Source organism: Pseudomonas sp. IT-P2 (genome assembly GCF_949767575.1).
GTDB lineage: Bacteria > Pseudomonadota > Gammaproteobacteria > Pseudomonadales > Pseudomonadaceae > Aquipseudomonas > Aquipseudomonas pharyngis.
The window spans coordinates 1-17,670 of the sequence record NZ_CATKQA010000004.1; the positions used below are offsets into that span (position 1 = coordinate 1).

Genomic DNA, 17,670 nt, shown 5'->3' on the forward strand with positions numbered 1-17,670 from the left:
TCGTTGAAAGCACCAAAAGAACCGGCATTTCCAACTCCTTCCAGGCTTCGATGAACTGAAGCGACCCGCCTTCGAAACCTACTTAACTCATTGAATCTCAAGGAGTTTTCCGTTTCGACTGCGCCGGAAGTGGGGCGAATTATAGAGACTCAGAATCTCCCGTCAACCCCTATTTTCATAAAACTGTCATATCGGTCAAAAAAGCCCTGAAACGCGAAGGCCGACCTTAAAAGGTCGGCCTTCTTTGCACTGCCCTTCTACTTACAAGCTAGGGAATGCGAACTGCGACGCCTCATGGCTCGCACGCTGTGGCCAACGCTGAGTGATCGCCTTGCGACGGGTATAGAAGCGCACACCATCCGGACCATAAGCATGCAGGTCGCCGAACAGCGAGCGCTTCCAGCCGCCGAAGCTGTGGTAAGCCACCGGCACCGGCAGTGGAACATTGACGCCGACCATGCCGACTTCGATCTCGTCGCAGAACAGACGTGCCGCTTCACCGTCACGAGTGAAGATGCAGGTGCCGTTGCCGTATTCGTGATCGTTGATCAGTTGCATCGCCTCTTCCAGGCTGTTCACCCGGACGACGCACAGCACCGGCCCGAAGATCTCTTCTTTATAGATGCGCATCTCAGGCGTGACGTTGTCGAACAGGCAGCCACCCAGGAAGAAACCTTCTTCATGACCGGCAACGCTCAGACCACGACCGTCGACCACCAGGGTCGCACCCGCCGCAACGCCGTCTTCGACATAACCGCTGACCTTGTCGCGCGCCTGACCGGTGACCAGCGGCCCCATGTCCAGACCACAAGAAGTGCCGGCACCGATTTTCAGCGCCTTGATCTGAGGAACCAGTTTGGCCACCAGTGCGTCGGCAACCTGGTCACCCACACACACGGCCACCGAGATCGCCATGCAGCGTTCGCCGCAGGAACCGTAAGCCGCACCCATCAGTGCGCTGACCGCGTTGTCCAGATCCGCATCCGGCATCAGCACCGCGTGGTTCTTCGCGCCGCCCAAGGCCTGCACGCGCTTGCCGCGCTTGGTGCCTTCGGCATAGATGTACTCGGCAATCGGGGTCGAACCCACAAAACTCAGCGCTTTGACTTCCGGCGCTTCAATCAGCGCGTCCACCGCAGTCTTGTCACCGTGCACCACACTCAGCACGCCTTTTGGCAGGCCGGCTTCGAGCAGCAGTTGCGCGATCAGCATGGTCGAGCTCGGATCACGCTCGGACGGCTTGAGGATGAAGCAGTTACCGCAAACGATCGCCAGCGGATACATCCACAGCGGCACCATCGCCGGGAAGTTGAACGGGGTGATGCCGGCCACCACGCCCAGCGGCTGGAAGTCCGACCAGGCATCGATGTTCGGGCCGACGTTGCGGCTGTACTCGCCCTTGAGGATTTCCGGCGCTGCGCAGGCGAATTCGACGTTCTCGATGCCGCGCTTCAGTTCACCGGCAGCGTCTTCCAGGGTCTTGCCGTGTTCTTCGCTGATCAACTGCGCGATGCGCGCTTCGTTCTGCTCCAGCAGTTGCTTGAAACGGAACATCACCTGAGCACGTTTGGCCGGTGGCGTGTTGCGCCAGGCCGGGAACGCAGCCTTGGCGGCATCGATGGCGTGCTGGATGGTTTCGCGGCTGGCCAGCGGCAGCTTGTGGATAGCCTGACCGGTAGACGGGTTGAACACATCGACCGCGCGACCGTTCTCGGTCACCAGTTCGCCATTGATCAAATGCGGGATAACGCTCATCGGGGAACTCCTGAATTCTTGTGCGCAGACGCCCGCAAGGGGCGCCTGCCATTGGCGTATCTATATAGAAGGAAAAATCAGTCGAGCTTGTTCAGCACTTCGCCGACCGCGTCGAACAGACGATCAAGGTCTTGCGGCTTGCTGTTGAAGGTTGGGCCGAACTGCAGGGTGTCGCCGCCGAAGCGCACGTAGAAGCCGGCCTTCCACAATGCCATGCCGGCTTCGAACGGACGCACGATGGCGTCGCCGTCACGGCCCGCGATCTGGATCGCACCGGCCAGACCGAAGTTTCGAATGTCGATGACGTTCTTCGCGCCTTTCAGACCATGCAGGGCATTTTCGAAATGCGGCGCGACTTCGGCCACGCTCTGTACCAGGTTTTCCTTTTGCAGCAGGTCGAGTGCCGCAAGACCTGCGGCACAAGCCACCGGGTGCGCCGAGTAGGTGTAGCCGTGCGGAAATTCCACAGCGTATTCCGGGGTCGGCTGGTTCATGAAGGTCTGGTAGATCTCGGAGCTGGCAATCACCGCGCCCATCGGGATCGCGCCGTTGGTGACTTGCTTGGCGATGCACATCAGGTCCGGGGTCACGCCGAAGGTGGTGGCGCCGAACATGGTGCCGGTACGGCCGAAACCGGTGATCACTTCGTCGAACACCAGCAGGATGTTGTGCTGATCGCAGATTTCACGCAGACGCTTGAGGTAGCCCTGTGGCGGAACCAGCACGCCAGCGGAGCCGGCCATCGGCTCAACGAACACCGCTGCGATGTTCGAAGCATCGTGCAGCTCGATCAGTTTCAGCAGCTCATCGGCCAGGGCGATACCACCCTGCTCCGGCATGCCACGGGAGAAAGCATTGCTCGCCAGCAAAGTGTGCGGCAGGTGATCGACATCCATCATCGCCTGACCGAACAGCTTGCGGTTGCCGTTGACGCCGCCAAGGCTGGTGCCGGCGATGTTCACACCGTGATAGCCACGGGCGCGGCCGATCATCTTGGTCTTGGTCGACTGGCCTTTCAGGCGCCAGTAAGCACGGACCATTTTCACCGCGGTATCGGCGCATTCGGAACCGGAGTCAGTGAAGAACACGTGGTTCAGGTTACCCGGGGTCAGATCGGTGATTTTCTCCGCCAGCTGGAACGACAGCGGGTGGCCGTACTGGAAGCCCGGCGAGTAATCGAGGGTGCCCAACTGCTTGGCCACCGCTTCCTGGATTTCCTTGCGGGTATGCCCGGCACCGCAGGTCCACAGACCGGACAGCGAGTCGTACACCTTGCGGCCCTTGTCGTCGATCAGCCAGCTGCCTTCGGCACCGACGATCAGACGCGGGTCGCGCTGGAAGTTGCGGTTGGCGGTGTACGGCATCCAGTGCGCGTCCAGCTTCAGTTGGCTGGCCAGTGGCGACGGCGCGTTTTCAGGCATGTTCATCGGGCAAAACCTCGCAGGGCAATAAGCTTCAGAGCGATAGAAAGCGTTGTTGCAGCTAAATTGCCACGGGGATAAAGTCGGTGAAATTCAACTCTTCTAACCTTCAGTTAGAACTCTGCTAAACAATGAGAACACCAGCATGAGCAGCCGCCGCCCCGATCCACTGGCCCAGGTCAGTGACTTTGACATTCGCCTGCTGCGGATTTTTCGCAGCGTGGTGGAGTGCGGTGGCTTCTCGGCGGCGGAAACCGTGCTCGGCATCGGTCGCTCGGCGATCAGCCAGCAGATGAGCGATCTGGAACAACGTCTCGGCCTGCGTCTGTGCCAACGCGGGCGCGCCGGTTTCTCCCTGACCGAAGAGGGTCGTGAGGTTTACCAGTCGGCGCTGCAGCTGTTGAGTGCACTGGAGAGTTTTCGCACCGAGGTCAACGGCCTGCACCAGCACTTGCGCGGCGAATTGATCATCGGCCTGACTGACAACCTCGTCACCCTGCCCCACATGCGCATCACCCACGCGCTCGCGCAATTGAAGGAACGCGGGCCGGACGTGCAAATCCAGATCCGCATGATCGCCCCCAACGAAGTCGAACAAGGTGTGCTCGACGGCCGCCTGCATGTCGGCGTGGTGCCGCAGGCCAGCGCGTTGTCGGGACTGGAATACCAGCCGTTGTACAGCGAGCGCTCGTTGCTCTACTGCGCAGTTGGTCATCCGCTGTTTTACGTCGATGACAAACAACTGGATGACGAACGCTTGAACAGTCAGGACGCCATCGCCCCGACCTTCCGTTTGCCGGCGGAGATCCAGGCGCACTATCAGGCGCTCAATTGCACCGCCAGCGCATCCGACCGTGAAGGCATGGCGTTCCTGATTCTGACCGGGCGCTACATCGGCTATTTGCCGGATCACTATGCCAGTCTCTGGGTTCAACAAGGTCGCTTGCGCGCGCTCAAGGCCAGTACCCGCTTCTATGATTTGAGCCTGGCCTCGGTCACCCGCAAGGGGCGCCGCCCTCATCTGGTACTGGAAAGTTTTCTCGAAAGCCTCGCCGCCACCCGCTGACGACCGGGGTTTTATTCGCCCGGGGCTTGTCCCGCGCCGGTGGTTGCGCTATCAACGCAACTGGTTGCACCCCACAGACAAACCCGGAAGTGCCTATGACCTTTGAAGTCCCAGCCCACGGCGGCAAACCCGCCAGCCGCATTCGTCAGAAGAACGAAGAGACCATCATCAAAGCCGCCGAAGACGAGTTCGCCCGTCACGGGTACAAAGGCACGAGCATGAACACCATCGCCACCAAGGCCGGGCTGCCCAAGGCGAACCTGCATTACTACTTCACCAACAAGCTAGGGTTGTACGTGGCGGTGCTGAGCAACATCCTTCAATTGTGGGACAGCACCTTCAACACCCTGACGGCCGAAGACGATCCGGCCGAAGCGCTGACCCGCTACATCCGCGCGAAAATGGAATTCTCCCGTCGCCAGCCGCAAGCGTCGCGGATCTTCGCGATGGAAGTGATCAGCGGCGGCGAATGCCTGACCGAATATTTCAATCAGGATTACCGCGCCTGGTTCCAGGGCCGCGCCGGCGTGTTCCAGGCCTGGATCGACGCGGGCAAGATGGACCCGGTCGACCCGGTGCACCTGATCTTCCTGTTGTGGGGTAGCACTCAGCATTACGCCGACTTCGCCACCCAGATCTGCCGGGTGACCGGTCGCAGCAAGTTGACCAAACAGGACATGGAAGACGCCGGCAACAACCTGATCCGCATCATCCTCAAAGGCTGCGGCCTCACTTCTTCTATATAAGTCGTTTTATGCCATTCACCCTCAGCGGCTTATGCGAATTCCGCGAAGAGATTCGCAAAAGCCGTTTCATCACCTTCGCCGCGCCGATCGGCAGCCCCGCGGAGGCGCAAGCCTTCATCGAGCAGCACAGCGACTTGAACGCTTCGCATAATTGCTGGGCGTGGAAACTCGGCGATCAGTACCGCAGCAACGACGACGGCGAACCCGGCGGCACTGCCGGGCGGCCGATTCTCGCGGCCATCGAAGCGCAGGACTGCGATCAGGTCGCGGTGCTGGTGATCCGCTGGTACGGCGGCATTCAGCTGGGCACCGGCGGCCTGGCCCGGGCCTATGGCGGCGGCGCCAACAAGTGCCTGCAAGCCGCGCCGAAGATGGAATTGATCAGTCGCGCGCCCGTGCGTTGCGCCTGCGCCTTTGGCGAACTGGCGCTGGTGAAGCTGCGGGTCGCGGATCTGGGCGGATTGGTGGTCGAGGAAAACTTCACCGCCAATGGTGTCGAGTTGCAATTGGCCGTGGGCGAAGCGCACATCGAGTTGTTGCAAACTCAGTTGGCCGACCTGAGCCGTGGGCGAATCCTGCTGCAACGTTGAAGCCTCGCCATGTTTTAGGGCACCAGCCCGTTTGCTTATGCCCGAGACTTGCCCACATCCGCTGTGCACCCGGCTGTGGATAACCTGAGCACAGGAGGCTGTAACCCTTCTGTCACGTGGCTTTGCGGGATTTGCTCACTTTTCGTCCAATCGCCCATCACAATGAACAATTTCACGTAAAAACAATCGCTTAGCGTTGTTTATCGCCTTTAGAAGAAAGCCCGCCATTGCTTATGCCCGGGATTTTGTCTTGCGCACAAATACTGTGGAGCAACCTGTGGATAAGCCGTTCATGGCTGGCGCAGTCGCAGGTTCTGCATGGCTTCGGCGCGGTTGCTCGTTTTTTGATCAGCCAGTTGCGGGCAAAACTGGAGCCTGATCAAAGGCTTTGCCCTCAAGTGGTGCCGTGCAGGCAACCGAATTCGATTCACAGGCTCTACGCCACAGGCTGGCAAACAGCAGCCACCTGCGTTCCTGACTCAATGGCCAGGAAATTGCTTTATCCACAGGCACAACTCCAAGCAACCCGAGCCTGTCATGCCAAACCCCACGTCCACACCGCGGCTGCAACTGCGCCATATCAGCAAACGTTATCCCGGATGCCTTGCCAATGACGCCATCGACCTGAGCATCGCCCCCGGTGAAATCCACGCGCTGCTCGGTGAAAACGGTGCAGGCAAAAGCACGTTGATGAAGATCATCTACGGCGTCACCCAGGCCGATTCGGGTGAGATGCTGTGGCAGGGTCAACCGGTGATCATGCGCAACCCGGCCCAGGCGCGGCAGTTGGGCATCGGCATGGTGTTCCAGCACTTCTCGCTGTTCGAGACCCTGAGCGTGGCGCAAAACATCGCGCTGGCAATGGGCGCAGGAGCCGGCTCGCCGAAACAGCTGGAGGCGAAAATCCGTGAAGTGTCGCGCCGATATGGCATGGCGCTTGAGCCCCAGCGACTTGTCCACAGCCTGTCGATCGGCGAGCGGCAACGGGTCGAGATCGTGCGTTGCCTGATGCAGGACATTCGCTTGCTGATTCTCGACGAACCGACCTCGGTGCTCACGCCGCAGGAAGCCGAAGAGTTGTTCATCACCCTGCGCCGGCTCGCGGCCGAGGGCTGCAGCATTCTGTTCATCAGCCACAAACTCGGCGAGGTGCGCGCCTTGTGTCACAGCGCTACGGTGTTGCGCGGCGGCCGGGTGGCCGGGCATTGCGTACCGGCCGACTGCACCGACCGGCAACTGGCGCAATTGATGGTGGGCGACGCCGCGACCTTGATCGGCGAGTTCACGAAGGTCACCGGTGGCGCGGCGTTTTTGCAGGTCAGCGGTTTGAACTGGCACAACCCGGATCCGTTCGGTTGCTCCCTGAGCGACATCGATCTGCAGGTGCGCAGCGGTGAAATCGTCGGCATCGCCGGCGTGGCAGGCAACGGGCAGGACGAGCTTCTGGCATTGCTCAGCGGCGAGCAAACACTGCCCCGCGATGCAGCGCAAACCATCTGCTTCCAGGAACACCCCGTCGCCGATCAGCGCCCGGATGCCCGACGCAAACTCGGCCTGGCGTTCGTCCCAGCCGAACGCCTCGGGCATGGCGCCGTGCCGGACATGAGCCTGGCGAACAACGCCCTGCTCACTGCCTTTCAACAAGGCCTGGTCAGCCATGGCTTGATCGAGCGCGGCAAGGTCGAAGCCCTCGCCCAAACGATCATCCAGCGCTTCGGCGTGAAAACCCCGGACACCCAGACCGCCGCCCGCAGCCTGTCCGGCGGCAACCTGCAGAAATTCATCCTCGGCCGGGAAATCCTCCAGCAACCGAAACTGCTGATCGCCGCGCACCCGACCTGGGGCGTGGACGTCGGCGCGGCGGCCACCATTCACCGGGCGCTGATTGCCCTGCGCGATGCCGGGGCGGCGATTCTGGTGATCTCCGAAGACATCGACGAACTGTTCCAGATCAGCGACCGCCTCGGCGCGCTGTGCGGCGGGCGCCTGTCGGCGTTGCAGGACACGGCGCAAACCCGCCTCAGCGACGTCGGCGGCTGGATGGCCGGCCAGTTCGACACCCCTCAATCACAACCGGCCACGGTTTAACGGAGTTTTCCCATGTTGCTTTCCCTCGAACCCCGTGGCCGGCAATCACGCCTGATGCTGTGGTGCTCGCCGGTGCTGGCGGCGGTGCTGACGCTGGTCTGCGGATCGTTGCTGTTCATCGCCCTCGGTCACGACCCGCTGAAAACCCTGCACACGTTATTGATTGCCCCGGTCAGCGACCTGTATGGCGTCTCCGAGCTGCTGGTCAAAACCTTGCCGATTCTGCTTTGTGCGCTGGGCCTCGCAGTGGCCTATCAGGCGCGGATCTGGAACATCGGCGCCGAAGGCCAGTTGCTGCTCGGCGCCCTGGCCGGCAGTGCGCTGGCGGTGAACATCATCGATCTGCAAAGCCGTTGGGCGCTGGTGCTGATCCTGCTCACCGGCACGTTCGCCGGCGCCGCGTGGGCCGGGCTCACCGCTTGGTTGCGCACCCGCTTCAACGCCAACGAAATCCTCACCAGCATCATGCTCAATTACATCGCGCTGAACCTGTTGCTGTTCTGCGTACACGGGCCGCTGAAGGATCCGGCCGGATTCAATTTTCCCGAATCGGCAATGTTCAGCGACGCCAGCCGCCTGCCGCTGTTGATGGAGGACGGGCGGGCGCACATCGGCGTGTATTTCGCCTTGCTCGCGCTGGTCGCGGTGTGGGTGTTGCTGCAGAAAAGCTTCGTCGGTTTCCAGATCAAGGTGCTGGGCCTGGACAAGCGTGCGGCAGGGTTTGTCGGGTTTCGCGAGAAGCGGCTGATCTGGCTCGCACTGCTGATCAGTGGTGGATTGGCGGGACTTGCCGGTGTCTGCGAAGTCACCGGGCCGATCGGCCAACTGGTGCCGCAGGTTTCGCCGGGCTACGGCTACGCGGCGATCACCGTCGCGTTTCTCGGCAGGCTCAATCCTATCGGCATTCTGTTTTCCAGCCTGTTGATGGCACTGCTGTACATCGGTGGCGAGAGCGCGCAGATGACGCTGAATCTGCCGCAGGCGATCACTCAGTTATTTCAGGGAATGATGCTGTTTTTCCTGCTGGCCTGTGACGTGCTGATCCTCTATCGGCCACGCCTGAACCTGCGCTGGGTGCGGCGCACTTCTACCACCGCCGTAACCGCCGGAGCGCTGTGATGGATATCGATCTGCTGAGCAATATTTTCTACGCCATGGTGCGCTGCGGTACGCCACTGCTGCTGGTGGCGTTGGGTGAATTGATCTGCGAGAAGAGCGGCGTACTCAACCTCGGTCAGGAAGGCATGATGCTGTTTGGCGCGGTGATCGGTTTCATCGTCGCGTTCAACAGCGGCAACCTGTGGCTCGGCGTGGTGCTCGCGATGCTCGCCGGGATGTTGCTGTCGTCGCTGTTTGCTCTGGTGGCGCTGGTATTCAACGCCAATCAGGTGGCGACCGGGCTGGCGCTGACGATTTTTGGCGTCGGCCTGTCGACCTTTGTCGGCGCGGCGTGGGTCGGCAAACCGCTGGCCGGTTTCGAGCCGCTGGCGATTCCCTACCTGAGCGAAATCCCGCTGATCGGCCGCATGCTGTTTGCCCAGGATCTGCTGGTGTACCTGTCGTTCGTACTGTTTGCGCTGGTGGCGTGGGTGATCGTGAAAAGCCGTGTCGGGCTGATCATTCAAGCGGTCGGTGAGAACCCGGATGCGGCCAGTGCCATGGGCTTGCCGGTGCTGACCGTGCGCACACTGGCGGTGTTGTTCGGCGGGGCGATGGCCGGACTGGCCGGGGCTTATCTGTCGCTGGCTTACACGCCGATGTGGGCCGAGAACATGACCGCCGGACGCGGCTGGATTGCGCTGGCGCTGGTGGTGTTCGCCAGTTGGCGGGTGTGGCGCTTGCTGCTCGGTGCGTATCTGTTCGGACTCGCCAGCATCCTGCACCTGGTGGCGCAGGGGTTGGGGCTGGCGATTCCTTCGAGTCTGCTGGCGATGCTGCCGTATGTCGCGACGATTCTGGTGCTGGTGTTGTTGTCGCGGGATGCGCTGCGTACACGGTTGTACGCGCCGGTATCACTGGGGCAGCCGTGGCAGGCCGGGCACTAAGCCGTTACGGCTCGCGACAGCGGCCGGACCGGCAACGCCTGAGCGATGCCCCACGCCACTTCGAGAACCAGGAACCCCACCACCAACGAACTGGCGCCGTGGGCCAGGGCATACGTCATCCACGCGGCGAACAGAAACCGCGTCACCGCGTCATAGCGCCCATAAACCGGCTGCGGATCACGAATCCGCAGCACTGCCCACATGCACACCACCGACCCGAACAAATTGGCTATCAACAGATGCGCAGGTTCGAACGGCGGCAGCTCGCCGGGCAGCTCCAGCGCCTGACTCAGCGCCGTCAGCAACCCGTGCAACACAGCAAAACTCCACGGCGTGACAAACGCCGCCGTCACGATCAAGTCATACCAGGCGCTGCCGCGCACCAACTGCCGATATTGCGTTGAAGTCCACATCATCCTTGCTCCGAAAATTCAGGGAGCAACCACGGTAAAGCCTGGAGTATGCTCCAGGGTCAAACACTTTCGAGACCTGCAAGATGCGCATCGGTGAGTTGGCCCAGGCCTGCGATGTCAGCCGTGACACGCTGCGTTTTTACGAGGAGCGCGGATTGATCGCGGCGCAACGCAGCGCCAACGGTTATCGCGACTATCCGCCGGAGATGGTGCAATTGGTGCTCTACATCAAAACGGCGCAGCGTCTGGGCTTTACCCTCGGCGAGATCGGCAGCAGCGTTGGCGCGCTGTGGCAATCGCCAAATCCTGACACCACCGTCACGCAACTGCTGCAAGACAAACTCAAGCTGGTCGAAACCCGCATGGCCGAACTCGGCGAGCTGCGCCTCGAATTGCAGCATCGGCTCGGTCAACGTTGTCCATTGAACCCGTGATCTTTCAACTTTCAAGGAAAGCCCGTCATGTCCGCACTTAATCCTGCCAAGCACGCACTGATCATCGGCGCCTCCCGGGGCCTGGGCCTGGGACTGGTGAAAACCCTGCTGGCCGACGGCTGGCAAGTCACCGCCACGGTTCGCAATCCTTCCAATGCCGAGGCTCTCGAAGCACTGGGCAACGTGCAGATCGAAAAACTCGACATGGACGACCAGCAAGCGGTGATCGCCCTGAGCCAGAAGCTCAAGGGCCAGACCTTCGACCTGCTGTTCGTCAACGCCGGGGTCAAAGGCCCCGACGTGCAGACCCCGGGCGGCGCGACGCTGGCGGAGGTCGGTCAGTTGTTCTTCACCAACGCGGTGGCACCGATCAATCTGGCCCAGCGCTTTGTCGGGCAGATTCGCGACGGCAGCGGCGTGCTGGCGTTCATGAGTTCGGTGCTCGGCAGCGTGACCATGCCCGACGCGCCGGAACTGGCGCTGTACAAGGCCAGCAAGGCTGCGCTGAACTCGATGACCAACAGCTTCGTCACGCAGTTGGGCGAGCAGAAACTTACGGTGCTGTCGCTGCATCCGGGCTGGGTGAAAACCGACATGGGCGGCGAAGGTGCCGACATCGACGTGGAGACCAGCACCCGTGGCCTGGTGGATCAGGTGGATGCATTCGCCGGCAAGGGCGGCCATCACTTCGTGAACTACAAGGGTGAAACCATTCCCTGGTAATCACTGGACCCTGTGGGGGCTCACCCCCACAGGGTTATCCCGGTGTCTGGTCGGGTCGGGCTTGCCCGTCGCAACATTTTGTTCGAAACTCCGCACCTCGCCCCTCGCGGCGACCCTGGATCAGCAGACAGGGCAACACTGAGCTGGCAACCCTGAACCCAACTTTCAGAGGAGCCGGCCACAATGCCTGCGACCCGTATCTGGTTAAAAAATCCCCTCGCCATTTTCACGGCCAACGGTCTCGATGCCCGTGGCGGTCTGGTCCTGCAAGACGGTGTGATCACCGAAGTGCTCGGCGCCGGCCAGCAGCCATCGACCCCATGCAACGAAGTGTTCGACGCCCGTGAACATGTGATCCTGCCGGGCCTGATCAACACCCATCACCACTTCTATCAGACCCTGACCCGCGCCTGGGCGCCGGTGGTCAATCAGCCGTTGTTCCCGTGGCTGAAAACCCTGTACCCGGTCTGGGCGCGCCTGACACCGGAAAAACTCGCCCTCGCCAGCAAAGTCGCGCTGGCCGAGTTGCTGCTGTCGGGCTGCACCACCGCTGCCGATCACCATTACCTGTTCCCGGATGGCCTGGAAAACGCCATCGACGTGCAAGTCGAAACCGTGCGCGAACTGGGCATGCGCGCCATGCTCACTCGCGGTTCGATGAGCCTCGGCGAGAAGGACGGCGGCCTGCCTCCGCAGCAGACCGTGCAGGAAGGCCAGGTAATTCTCGACGACAGTCAGCGCCTGATCCACGAGTACCACGAACGTGGCGACGGCGCGCAAATCCAGATCGCTCTGGCGCCGTGCTCGCCGTTCTCGGTGACCCCGGAAATCATGTCCGCCAGCGCCGAACTGGCGAACAAACTCGATGTGCGCCTGCACACTCACCTCGCCGAAACCCTCGACGAAGAAGACTTCTGCCTGCAACGCTTCGGCCTGCGCACCGTGGATTATCTGGACAGCGTCGGCTGGCTCGGCCCACGCACCTGGCTGGCCCACGGCATCCATTTCAACCCCGACGAAATCGCCCGTCTCGGCGCGGCGGGCACCGGTATCTGCCATTGCCCGAGCTCGAACATGCGTCTGGCGTCCGGCATCTGCCCGAGCATCGAACTGACCGATGCCGGCGCGTTGTTCGGTCTCGGCGTGGATGGCTCGGCGTCCAACGATGCGTCGAACATGATCCTCGAAGCGCGTCAGGCCCTGTACATCCAGCGCTTGCGTTACGGCGCCGAGAAGATCACTCCGGAACGTGTGCTGGGCTGGGCGACCAAGGGTTCGGCGAGCCTGCTGGGTCGCACCGACATCGGTGAACTGGCAGTCGGCAAGCAGGCGGATCTGGCGTTGTTCAAACTCGATGAACTGCGCTTCTCCGGTAGCCATGACCCGATCTCGGCGCTGCTGTTGTGCGGCGCGGACCGGGCGGATCGCGTGATGGTCGGCGGCAAATGGCGAGTGGTTGACGGGCAGGTTGAAGGACTGGATCTCAAAGGCCTGATTGCCGATCACAGCCAGGCGGCTCGGCAGTTGATTTCCGGTACCTGATCCAAGCGTAAGTCTCTGATCGTTCCCACGCTCCGCGTGGGAATGCATACCGGGACGCTCTGCGTCCCAGCGTAGGACGCGGAGCGTCCTTTACGGCATTCCCACGCAGAGCGTGGGAACGATCGGTCAGCGATGGTCGCCTTCAAAGGCCGAGCAGCGACAACATGATGAACGTCGCAAACAGCACAAAGTGGGTCATGCCCTCAATGGCATTGGTCTCGCCGTCATTGAGGTTGATCGCACTGACGATCAGCGTGATGAAGATCATCACCGTCTGCACTGGCGTCATCGCCATCTGAAACGGCTGCCCCGTGTAGAGCGCCATCGCTTCCATCACCGGCACCGTAAGAATCACCGTCGACAACGAAGCGCCCATTGCAATGTTGACCACCGACTGCATACGGTTGGCCAACGCCGCGCGCAACGCGGTGAGAATCTCCGGCGCCGCGGAAATCGCTGCCACCAGAATCGCCGTGATCACCGGTGGTGCGCCCGTCCCTTCCAGGCCCAGATCGAGGGTCTTGGACATCACCTCGGCCAGTGCGCCGATCACCACCACACCGAACACCAGAATGCCGATCGACAGCGCCAGGCTGACCGGTTTCGGCTCTTGTTCCACCGGCTCTTTCTTGCGGCGTTTGTCCGGGTAGCTGTAGCTGAAAAAGTAGCTGTGCGGCCCGACCTGCATGCGCAGGAACAACGCATAAAGCACCACCATCGCGCCGATGGTGAAGGCCGAATAGATTTTCCAGTTGGCCTCGGGAATGAACTCCGGCACCACCATCGACACGCCCATGGCGGTGAGAATCATCACGCTGTAACTGCGGGCCGAATCGTCGTTGTAGGACTGCTCGCCATGCTTGATCCCGCCCATCAGCGCGGCGAGGCCGAGGATGCCGTTGATGTCGAGCATCACCGCCGAATAGATCGTGTCGCGCACCAGTGTGGCCGAAGCTTCGTTGCTCATCATGATCGCCAGGATCACCACTTCCACCAGCACGGCGGCGAGGGTCAGGATCATCGTGCCGTACGGGTCGCCGACTTTTTCAGCGAGCAGTTCAGCCTGATGGGCAACGCGCATCGAGGCGGCGACGATGAAGGCGATCAGCACCAGCCCGGCCGTCAGCGCGACAAACTGGCCGCTGTGCAGCAGCCAGTGCTCCAGCGGATACGCAACACAGGTGGCGATGACGGCCAACAGCAGAAAGCTTTCTTGCTTGAGGATGGTGAACATGACGGGCCTTTTTGCCGAAGAGTGCGAATGAGCTACTGACTGCGGGGCGGCGCTAACGTTTCGTTACACCTTAGCGCACCAGTGGATGGCAGCTTTATCTACGCCTGCACTTTTATTGGACTTTACGGCCTCTTCGCGAGCAAGCCGGCTCCCACAGGGATCGCGGTGCTTTTGTGGGAGCGGGCTTGCCCGCGATGGGCGCGCCTCGGTTTCAAGCCAGATTGTTGTCCGCTTGGTCAGCCTTTTGCATTGCCCTCCCCACACACAACAAAAGGGAGTTCGCGTTCATGCAAAACCGTCCACTGCAAACACTGCTGTGCATCGCCATGGGCCTTGGCCTCAGCCTGAGCGCCAGTGCCGCCGATCCACTGAAAGTCGGCTTCGTCTACATCGGCCCCATCGGCGACCACGGCTGGACGTATCAGCATGAACAGGGGCGCAAGGCGCTGGCGGAAAAACTCGGCACGCAGATCACCACCAACTACGTGGAAAACGTCGCCGAAGGCGCCGATGCCGAGCGGGTGATCCGCAACATGGCCAAGGACAATTACGACCTGATCTTCACCACCTCCTTCGGCTACATGAACCCGACGGTGAAAGTCGCCAAACAGTTTCCCAAGGTGACCTTCGAACACGCCACCGGCTACAAGCAGGACAAGAACCTCGGCACCTACCTGGCGCGTACCTACGAGGGTCGTTACGTCGGTGGTTTCCTCGCGGCGAAGATGACCAAGAGCAAAAAAATCGGCTACGTCGCCTCGTTCCCGATCCCCGAAGTAATCCGCGACATCAACGCCATTCAACTGGCCTTGAACAAGTACAACCCCGGCACCGAAATCAAAGTGGTGTGGGTCAACTCGTGGTTCGATCCTGGCAAAGAGGCCGATGCCGCCAACGCGCTGATCGACCAGGGCGTGGACGTGGTGTTCCAGCACACCGACAGCCCGGCGCCGATTCAGGCCGCCGAGCGGCGTGGTGTGTATGCCGTGGGCTACGCTTCGGACATGGCGCACTTCGGCCCGAAAGCGGTGCTGACCTCGATCGTCAACGACTGGGCGCCGCACTACATTCAAGCGACCCAGAGCGTGATCGACCACAACTGGAAATCCCAGGACTACTGGGGCGGATTGAAGGAAGGCACGGTCGAACTGCCGATCAGCGACCTGGTGCCGGCACCGGTGAAGGCCGAAGCCGAGCAGATCATCGCCGACATCAAGAGCGGCGCTTTGCAACCGTTCACCGGGCCGATCAAGGATCAGGCCGGCGTCGAGAAAATCCCGGCGGGGGTCAGCGCCACCAACGCCGAACTGGCGTCGATGAACTACTACGTCGAAGGCATGAAGGCCGAGATGCCGAAGTAAATTCCAACATCTACCCGGTGATCGTTCCCACGCTCCGCGTGGGTATGCAGCCCGGGACGCTCCGCGTCCCTGCCGAACGCGGACGCGGAGCGTCCATTGAGGCATTCCCACGCAGACGGTTCGACGCCTCGACGTGGGAACGATCCCCCTTATACCTTTCAAGGATTGTGTATGGATCAGCTTCCGATCATCGACATCTCGCCGCTCTACTCCAACGACCAGAACGCCTGGCCGGCCGTCGCCGAACAGATCGACCACGCTTGCCGCGAATGGGGCTTTTTCTACATCAAGGGTCACCCGATTTCTGCGCAGCGCATCGAATCCCTGCTCGATCACGCACAGCGCTTCTTTGCGCAACCGGCAGAAGAAAAACTCAAGATCGACATCACCCAAACCGTCCATCATCGCGGCTACGGCGCCATCGCCACCGAACAGCTCGACCCGGACAAACCCAGCGATCTCAAGGAAACCTTCGACATGGGCCTGCACCTGCCGGCCGATCATCCCGAGGTGCTGGCAGGAAAACCCTTGCGTGGCCCCAACCGTCATCCGGCCATCCCTGGTTGGGAAGCGCTGATGGAGCAGCACTACCTCGACATGCAGGCCCTGGCGCAAACCTTGTTGCGGGCCATGACGTTAGCGCTGGGCATCGAGCGCGACTTCTTCGATACACGCTTCAACGAACCGGTCAGCGTGCTGCGGATGATCCATTACCCACCGCGCCACACCGCCAGTTCCGCCGAACAGCAAGGTGCCGGCGCGCACACCGATTACGGCTGCATCACGCTGCTGTATCAGGACAGCGCCGGCGGCCTGCAGGTGAAGAACGTCAACGGCCAGTGGATCGACGCACCGCCCATCGACGGCACCTTCGTGGTCAACCTCGGCGACATGATGGCCCGCTGGAGCAACAACCGTTATCGCTCGACCCCGCACCGGGTGATCAGCCCGCTCGGCGTGGATCGCTACTCGATGCCGTTCTTCGCCGAACCGCACCCGGACACCCGTATCGAGTGCCTGCCCGGTTGCCAGGACGCACAGCATCCAGCGAAATATCCCACCACCACCTGCGCCGAATTCCTTCTGTCGCGCTTCGCCGATACCTACGCCTATCGACGGGAGCAGGAAGCGGTGTGATGGATCGGTTGGTCAGGTTTTGCCAATTGTTTCGGCGGGCATCTGTAGAATGCCCGCCATTGCACCTGATGAGAAAAGAATATGTACGACTGGCTCAACGCCCTGCCCAAGGCTGAACTGCACCTGCACCTCGAAGGCTCGCTGGAGCCCGAGCTGCTGTTCGCCCTGGCCGAACGCAACAAGATCGCCCTGCCTTGGAGCGACGTCGAAACCCTGCGCAAGGCTTACGCCTTCAACAATTTGCAGGAATTCCTCGACCTGTATTACCAGGGCGCCGACGTGCTGCGCACCTCCCAGGACTTCTACGACCTGACCTGGGCCTACCTGCTGCGCTGCAAAGAGCAGAACGTGATTCACACCGAACCGTTCTTCGATCCGCAGACCCACACCGACCGGGGTATCCCGTTCGAAGTGGTGCTCAACGGTATCGCCGCCGCGCTGAAAGATGGTGAGCAACAACTGGGTATCACCAGCGGTTTGATCCTGAGTTTCCTGCGTCACCTGAGCGAAGACGAAGCGCAGAAAACCCTCGACCAGGCGTTGCCGTTCCGTGATGCGTTCGTCGCGGTGGGTCTGGATAGTTCCGAGATGGGTCACCCGCCAAGCAAGTTCCAGCGCGTGTTCGACCGTGCCCGTCACGAAGGCTTCCTGACCGTCGCCCATGCCGGTGAAGAAGGCCCACCGGAATACATCTGGGAAGCCATCGACCTGCTGAAGATCCAGCGCATCGACCATGGCGTACGCGCCATCGAAGACGAGCGTCTGATGCAGCGGATCATCGACGAGCAGATCCCGCTGACCGTGTGCCCGCTGTCGAATACCAAGCTCTGCGTGTTCGATCACATGTCCCAGCACAACATCCTCGACATGCTCGAGCGTGGCGTGAAAGTCACGGTGAACTCCGATGACCCGGCGTACTTCGGTGGTTACGTGACCGAGAACTTCCATGCGCTGCACACCCACCTGGGCATGACTCAGGATCAGGCCAAACGCCTGGCCCAGAACAGCCTGGATGCGCGCCTGGTAAAACCATAAGCAACAGCGCATAACCAATGTGGGCGAGCTTGCTCGCGAATAGGGCCTGTCATTCAACGAAGATGTTGATTGATACACCA

16 protein-coding genes are annotated in these 17,670 nt (G+C 61.2%); 12 read left to right on the forward strand and 4 right to left on the reverse strand.

From position 1 onward, the window contains the following. Nucleotides 1-261: 261 nt before the first annotated feature. Entirely contained in the window at nucleotides 262-1,755 is a 1,494-nt protein-coding gene (locus ACM6JM_RS02875) for a CoA-acylating methylmalonate-semialdehyde dehydrogenase (RefSeq protein ID WP_414881309.1), read from the reverse strand. Between the two features lie 77 nt (nucleotides 1,756-1,832). After that, nucleotides 1,833-3,182 carry an aspartate aminotransferase family protein gene (locus tag ACM6JM_RS02880; RefSeq protein ID WP_011332325.1) on the reverse strand — a complete coding sequence of 450 codons (1,350 nt, stop codon included), beginning with the start codon at nucleotides 3,180-3,182 and terminating at the stop codon, nucleotides 1,833-1,835. A gap of 139 nt (nucleotides 3,183-3,321) precedes the next feature. Between ACM6JM_RS02880 and ACM6JM_RS02885 the strand changes: the two genes are divergently transcribed. The 6 genes from ACM6JM_RS02885 (at nucleotide 3,322) to ACM6JM_RS02910 (ending at nucleotide 9,711) form a co-directional block, all read left to right on the forward strand. After that, on the forward strand, nucleotides 3,322-4,242 hold the full coding sequence (locus ACM6JM_RS02885; protein WP_007958517.1) for a LysR family transcriptional regulator: 921 nt from the start codon (nucleotides 3,322-3,324) through the stop codon (nucleotides 4,240-4,242). Nucleotides 4,243-4,337: 95 nt separating this feature from the next. After that, nucleotides 4,338-4,988 (forward strand): TetR/AcrR family transcriptional regulator, encoded by a 651-nt coding sequence (locus tag ACM6JM_RS02890; RefSeq protein WP_011332324.1) that lies wholly within the window; start codon nucleotides 4,338-4,340, stop codon nucleotides 4,986-4,988. An 8-nt stretch (nucleotides 4,989-4,996) separates the two neighbouring features. Next, a complete protein-coding gene (locus tag ACM6JM_RS02895; protein ID WP_163973967.1) occupies nucleotides 4,997-5,578 on the forward strand; it encodes an IMPACT family protein in 582 nt (193 codons plus the stop codon). A 537-nt stretch (nucleotides 5,579-6,115) separates the two neighbouring features. Continuing rightward, on the forward strand, nucleotides 6,116-7,666 hold the full coding sequence (locus ACM6JM_RS02900) for an ABC transporter ATP-binding protein (protein ID WP_414881310.1): 1,551 nt from the start codon (nucleotides 6,116-6,118) through the stop codon (nucleotides 7,664-7,666). A gap of 12 nt (nucleotides 7,667-7,678) precedes the next feature. Beyond that, complete coding sequence (locus ACM6JM_RS02905) at nucleotides 7,679-8,785, forward strand: ABC transporter permease (RefSeq protein WP_210709645.1); 1,107 nt, start codon at nucleotides 7,679-7,681, stop codon at nucleotides 8,783-8,785. Beyond that, nucleotides 8,785-9,711 (forward strand): ABC transporter permease, encoded by a 927-nt coding sequence (locus tag ACM6JM_RS02910; protein WP_085613578.1) that lies wholly within the window; start codon nucleotides 8,785-8,787, stop codon nucleotides 9,709-9,711. Before ACM6JM_RS02905 ends, ACM6JM_RS02910 begins: the two co-directional genes overlap by 1 nt. Here the strand turns inward: ACM6JM_RS02910 and ACM6JM_RS02915 are convergent. After that, nucleotides 9,708-10,124: a hypothetical protein gene (locus tag ACM6JM_RS02915; RefSeq protein ID WP_085613583.1), complete on the reverse strand. Its 417-nt coding sequence runs from the start codon at nucleotides 10,122-10,124 to the stop codon at nucleotides 9,708-9,710. The genes ACM6JM_RS02910 and ACM6JM_RS02915 overlap by 4 nt on opposite strands. Before the next feature lie 83 nt (nucleotides 10,125-10,207). Here ACM6JM_RS02915 and ACM6JM_RS02920 point away from each other — a divergent pair, with 83 nt between their 5' ends. The 3 genes from ACM6JM_RS02920 (at nucleotide 10,208) to ACM6JM_RS02930 (ending at nucleotide 12,823) form a co-directional block, all read left to right on the forward strand. Further along, nucleotides 10,208-10,558 carry a MerR family transcriptional regulator gene (locus tag ACM6JM_RS02920; RefSeq protein ID WP_074689712.1) on the forward strand — a complete coding sequence of 117 codons (351 nt, stop codon included), beginning with the start codon at nucleotides 10,208-10,210 and terminating at the stop codon, nucleotides 10,556-10,558. Nucleotides 10,559-10,585: 27 nt separating this feature from the next. After that, on the forward strand, nucleotides 10,586-11,281 hold the full coding sequence (locus ACM6JM_RS02925; protein WP_103387410.1) for an SDR family oxidoreductase: 696 nt from the start codon (nucleotides 10,586-10,588) through the stop codon (nucleotides 11,279-11,281). Nucleotides 11,282-11,464: 183 nt separating this feature from the next. Beyond that, on the forward strand, nucleotides 11,465-12,823 hold the full coding sequence (locus ACM6JM_RS02930; protein ID WP_085667775.1) for an 8-oxoguanine deaminase: 1,359 nt from the start codon (nucleotides 11,465-11,467) through the stop codon (nucleotides 12,821-12,823). Between the two features lie 142 nt (nucleotides 12,824-12,965). Here ACM6JM_RS02930 and ACM6JM_RS02935 read toward each other — a convergent pair whose 3' ends face one another. Next, nucleotides 12,966-14,057 carry a calcium:proton antiporter gene (locus ACM6JM_RS02935; RefSeq protein ID WP_039773223.1) on the reverse strand — a complete coding sequence of 364 codons (1,092 nt, stop codon included), beginning with the start codon at nucleotides 14,055-14,057 and terminating at the stop codon, nucleotides 12,966-12,968. 287 nt (nucleotides 14,058-14,344) lie between these two features. On the opposite strand from ACM6JM_RS02935, the gene ACM6JM_RS02940 reads away from it, so the two are divergent. The 3 genes from ACM6JM_RS02940 (at nucleotide 14,345) to ACM6JM_RS02950 (ending at nucleotide 17,590) form a co-directional block, all read left to right on the forward strand. After that, on the forward strand, nucleotides 14,345-15,418 hold the full coding sequence (locus tag ACM6JM_RS02940; protein ID WP_039773225.1) for a BMP family ABC transporter substrate-binding protein: 1,074 nt from the start codon (nucleotides 14,345-14,347) through the stop codon (nucleotides 15,416-15,418). 171 nt (nucleotides 15,419-15,589) lie between these two features. Next, entirely contained in the window at nucleotides 15,590-16,555 is a 966-nt protein-coding gene (locus tag ACM6JM_RS02945; RefSeq protein ID WP_414881311.1) for a 2-oxoglutarate and iron-dependent oxygenase domain-containing protein, read from the forward strand. Nucleotides 16,556-16,636: 81 nt separating this feature from the next. Continuing rightward, on the forward strand, nucleotides 16,637-17,590 hold the full coding sequence (locus ACM6JM_RS02950; RefSeq protein WP_007958502.1) for an adenosine deaminase: 954 nt from the start codon (nucleotides 16,637-16,639) through the stop codon (nucleotides 17,588-17,590). The last annotated feature ends 80 nt before the right edge of the window (nucleotides 17,591-17,670 follow it).

Bases quoted from the DNA above. Each gene is read 5' to 3' on its own strand.
- ACM6JM_RS02875 (WP_414881309.1), bottom strand. From the start codon at position 1,755: ATGAGCGTTATCCCGCATTTGATCAATGGCGAACTGGTGACCGAGAAC.
- ACM6JM_RS02900 (WP_414881310.1), top strand. From the start codon at position 6,116: ATGCCAAACCCCACGTCCACACCGCGGCTGCAACTGCGCCATATCAGC.
- ACM6JM_RS02880 (WP_011332325.1), bottom strand. From the start codon at position 3,182: ATGAACATGCCTGAAAACGCGCCGTCGCCACTGGCCAGCCAACTGAAG.
- ACM6JM_RS02940 (WP_039773225.1), top strand. From the start codon at position 14,345: ATGCAAAACCGTCCACTGCAAACACTGCTGTGCATCGCCATGGGCCTT.
- ACM6JM_RS02935 (WP_039773223.1), bottom strand. From the start codon at position 14,057: ATGTTCACCATCCTCAAGCAAGAAAGCTTTCTGCTGTTGGCCGTCATC.
- ACM6JM_RS02950 (WP_007958502.1), top strand. From the start codon at position 16,637: ATGTACGACTGGCTCAACGCCCTGCCCAAGGCTGAACTGCACCTGCAC.
- ACM6JM_RS02895 (WP_163973967.1), top strand. From the start codon at position 4,997: ATGCCATTCACCCTCAGCGGCTTATGCGAATTCCGCGAAGAGATTCGC.
- ACM6JM_RS02890 (WP_011332324.1), top strand. From the start codon at position 4,338: ATGACCTTTGAAGTCCCAGCCCACGGCGGCAAACCCGCCAGCCGCATT.
- ACM6JM_RS02925 (WP_103387410.1), top strand. From the start codon at position 10,586: ATGTCCGCACTTAATCCTGCCAAGCACGCACTGATCATCGGCGCCTCC.
- ACM6JM_RS02920 (WP_074689712.1), top strand. From the start codon at position 10,208: ATGCGCATCGGTGAGTTGGCCCAGGCCTGCGATGTCAGCCGTGACACG.
- ACM6JM_RS02945 (WP_414881311.1), top strand. From the start codon at position 15,590: ATGGATCAGCTTCCGATCATCGACATCTCGCCGCTCTACTCCAACGAC.
- ACM6JM_RS02905 (WP_210709645.1), top strand. From the start codon at position 7,679: ATGTTGCTTTCCCTCGAACCCCGTGGCCGGCAATCACGCCTGATGCTG.
- ACM6JM_RS02910 (WP_085613578.1), top strand. From the start codon at position 8,785: ATGGATATCGATCTGCTGAGCAATATTTTCTACGCCATGGTGCGCTGC.
- ACM6JM_RS02885 (WP_007958517.1), top strand. From the start codon at position 3,322: ATGAGCAGCCGCCGCCCCGATCCACTGGCCCAGGTCAGTGACTTTGAC.
- ACM6JM_RS02930 (WP_085667775.1), top strand. From the start codon at position 11,465: ATGCCTGCGACCCGTATCTGGTTAAAAAATCCCCTCGCCATTTTCACG.
- ACM6JM_RS02915 (WP_085613583.1), bottom strand. From the start codon at position 10,124: ATGTGGACTTCAACGCAATATCGGCAGTTGGTGCGCGGCAGCGCCTGG.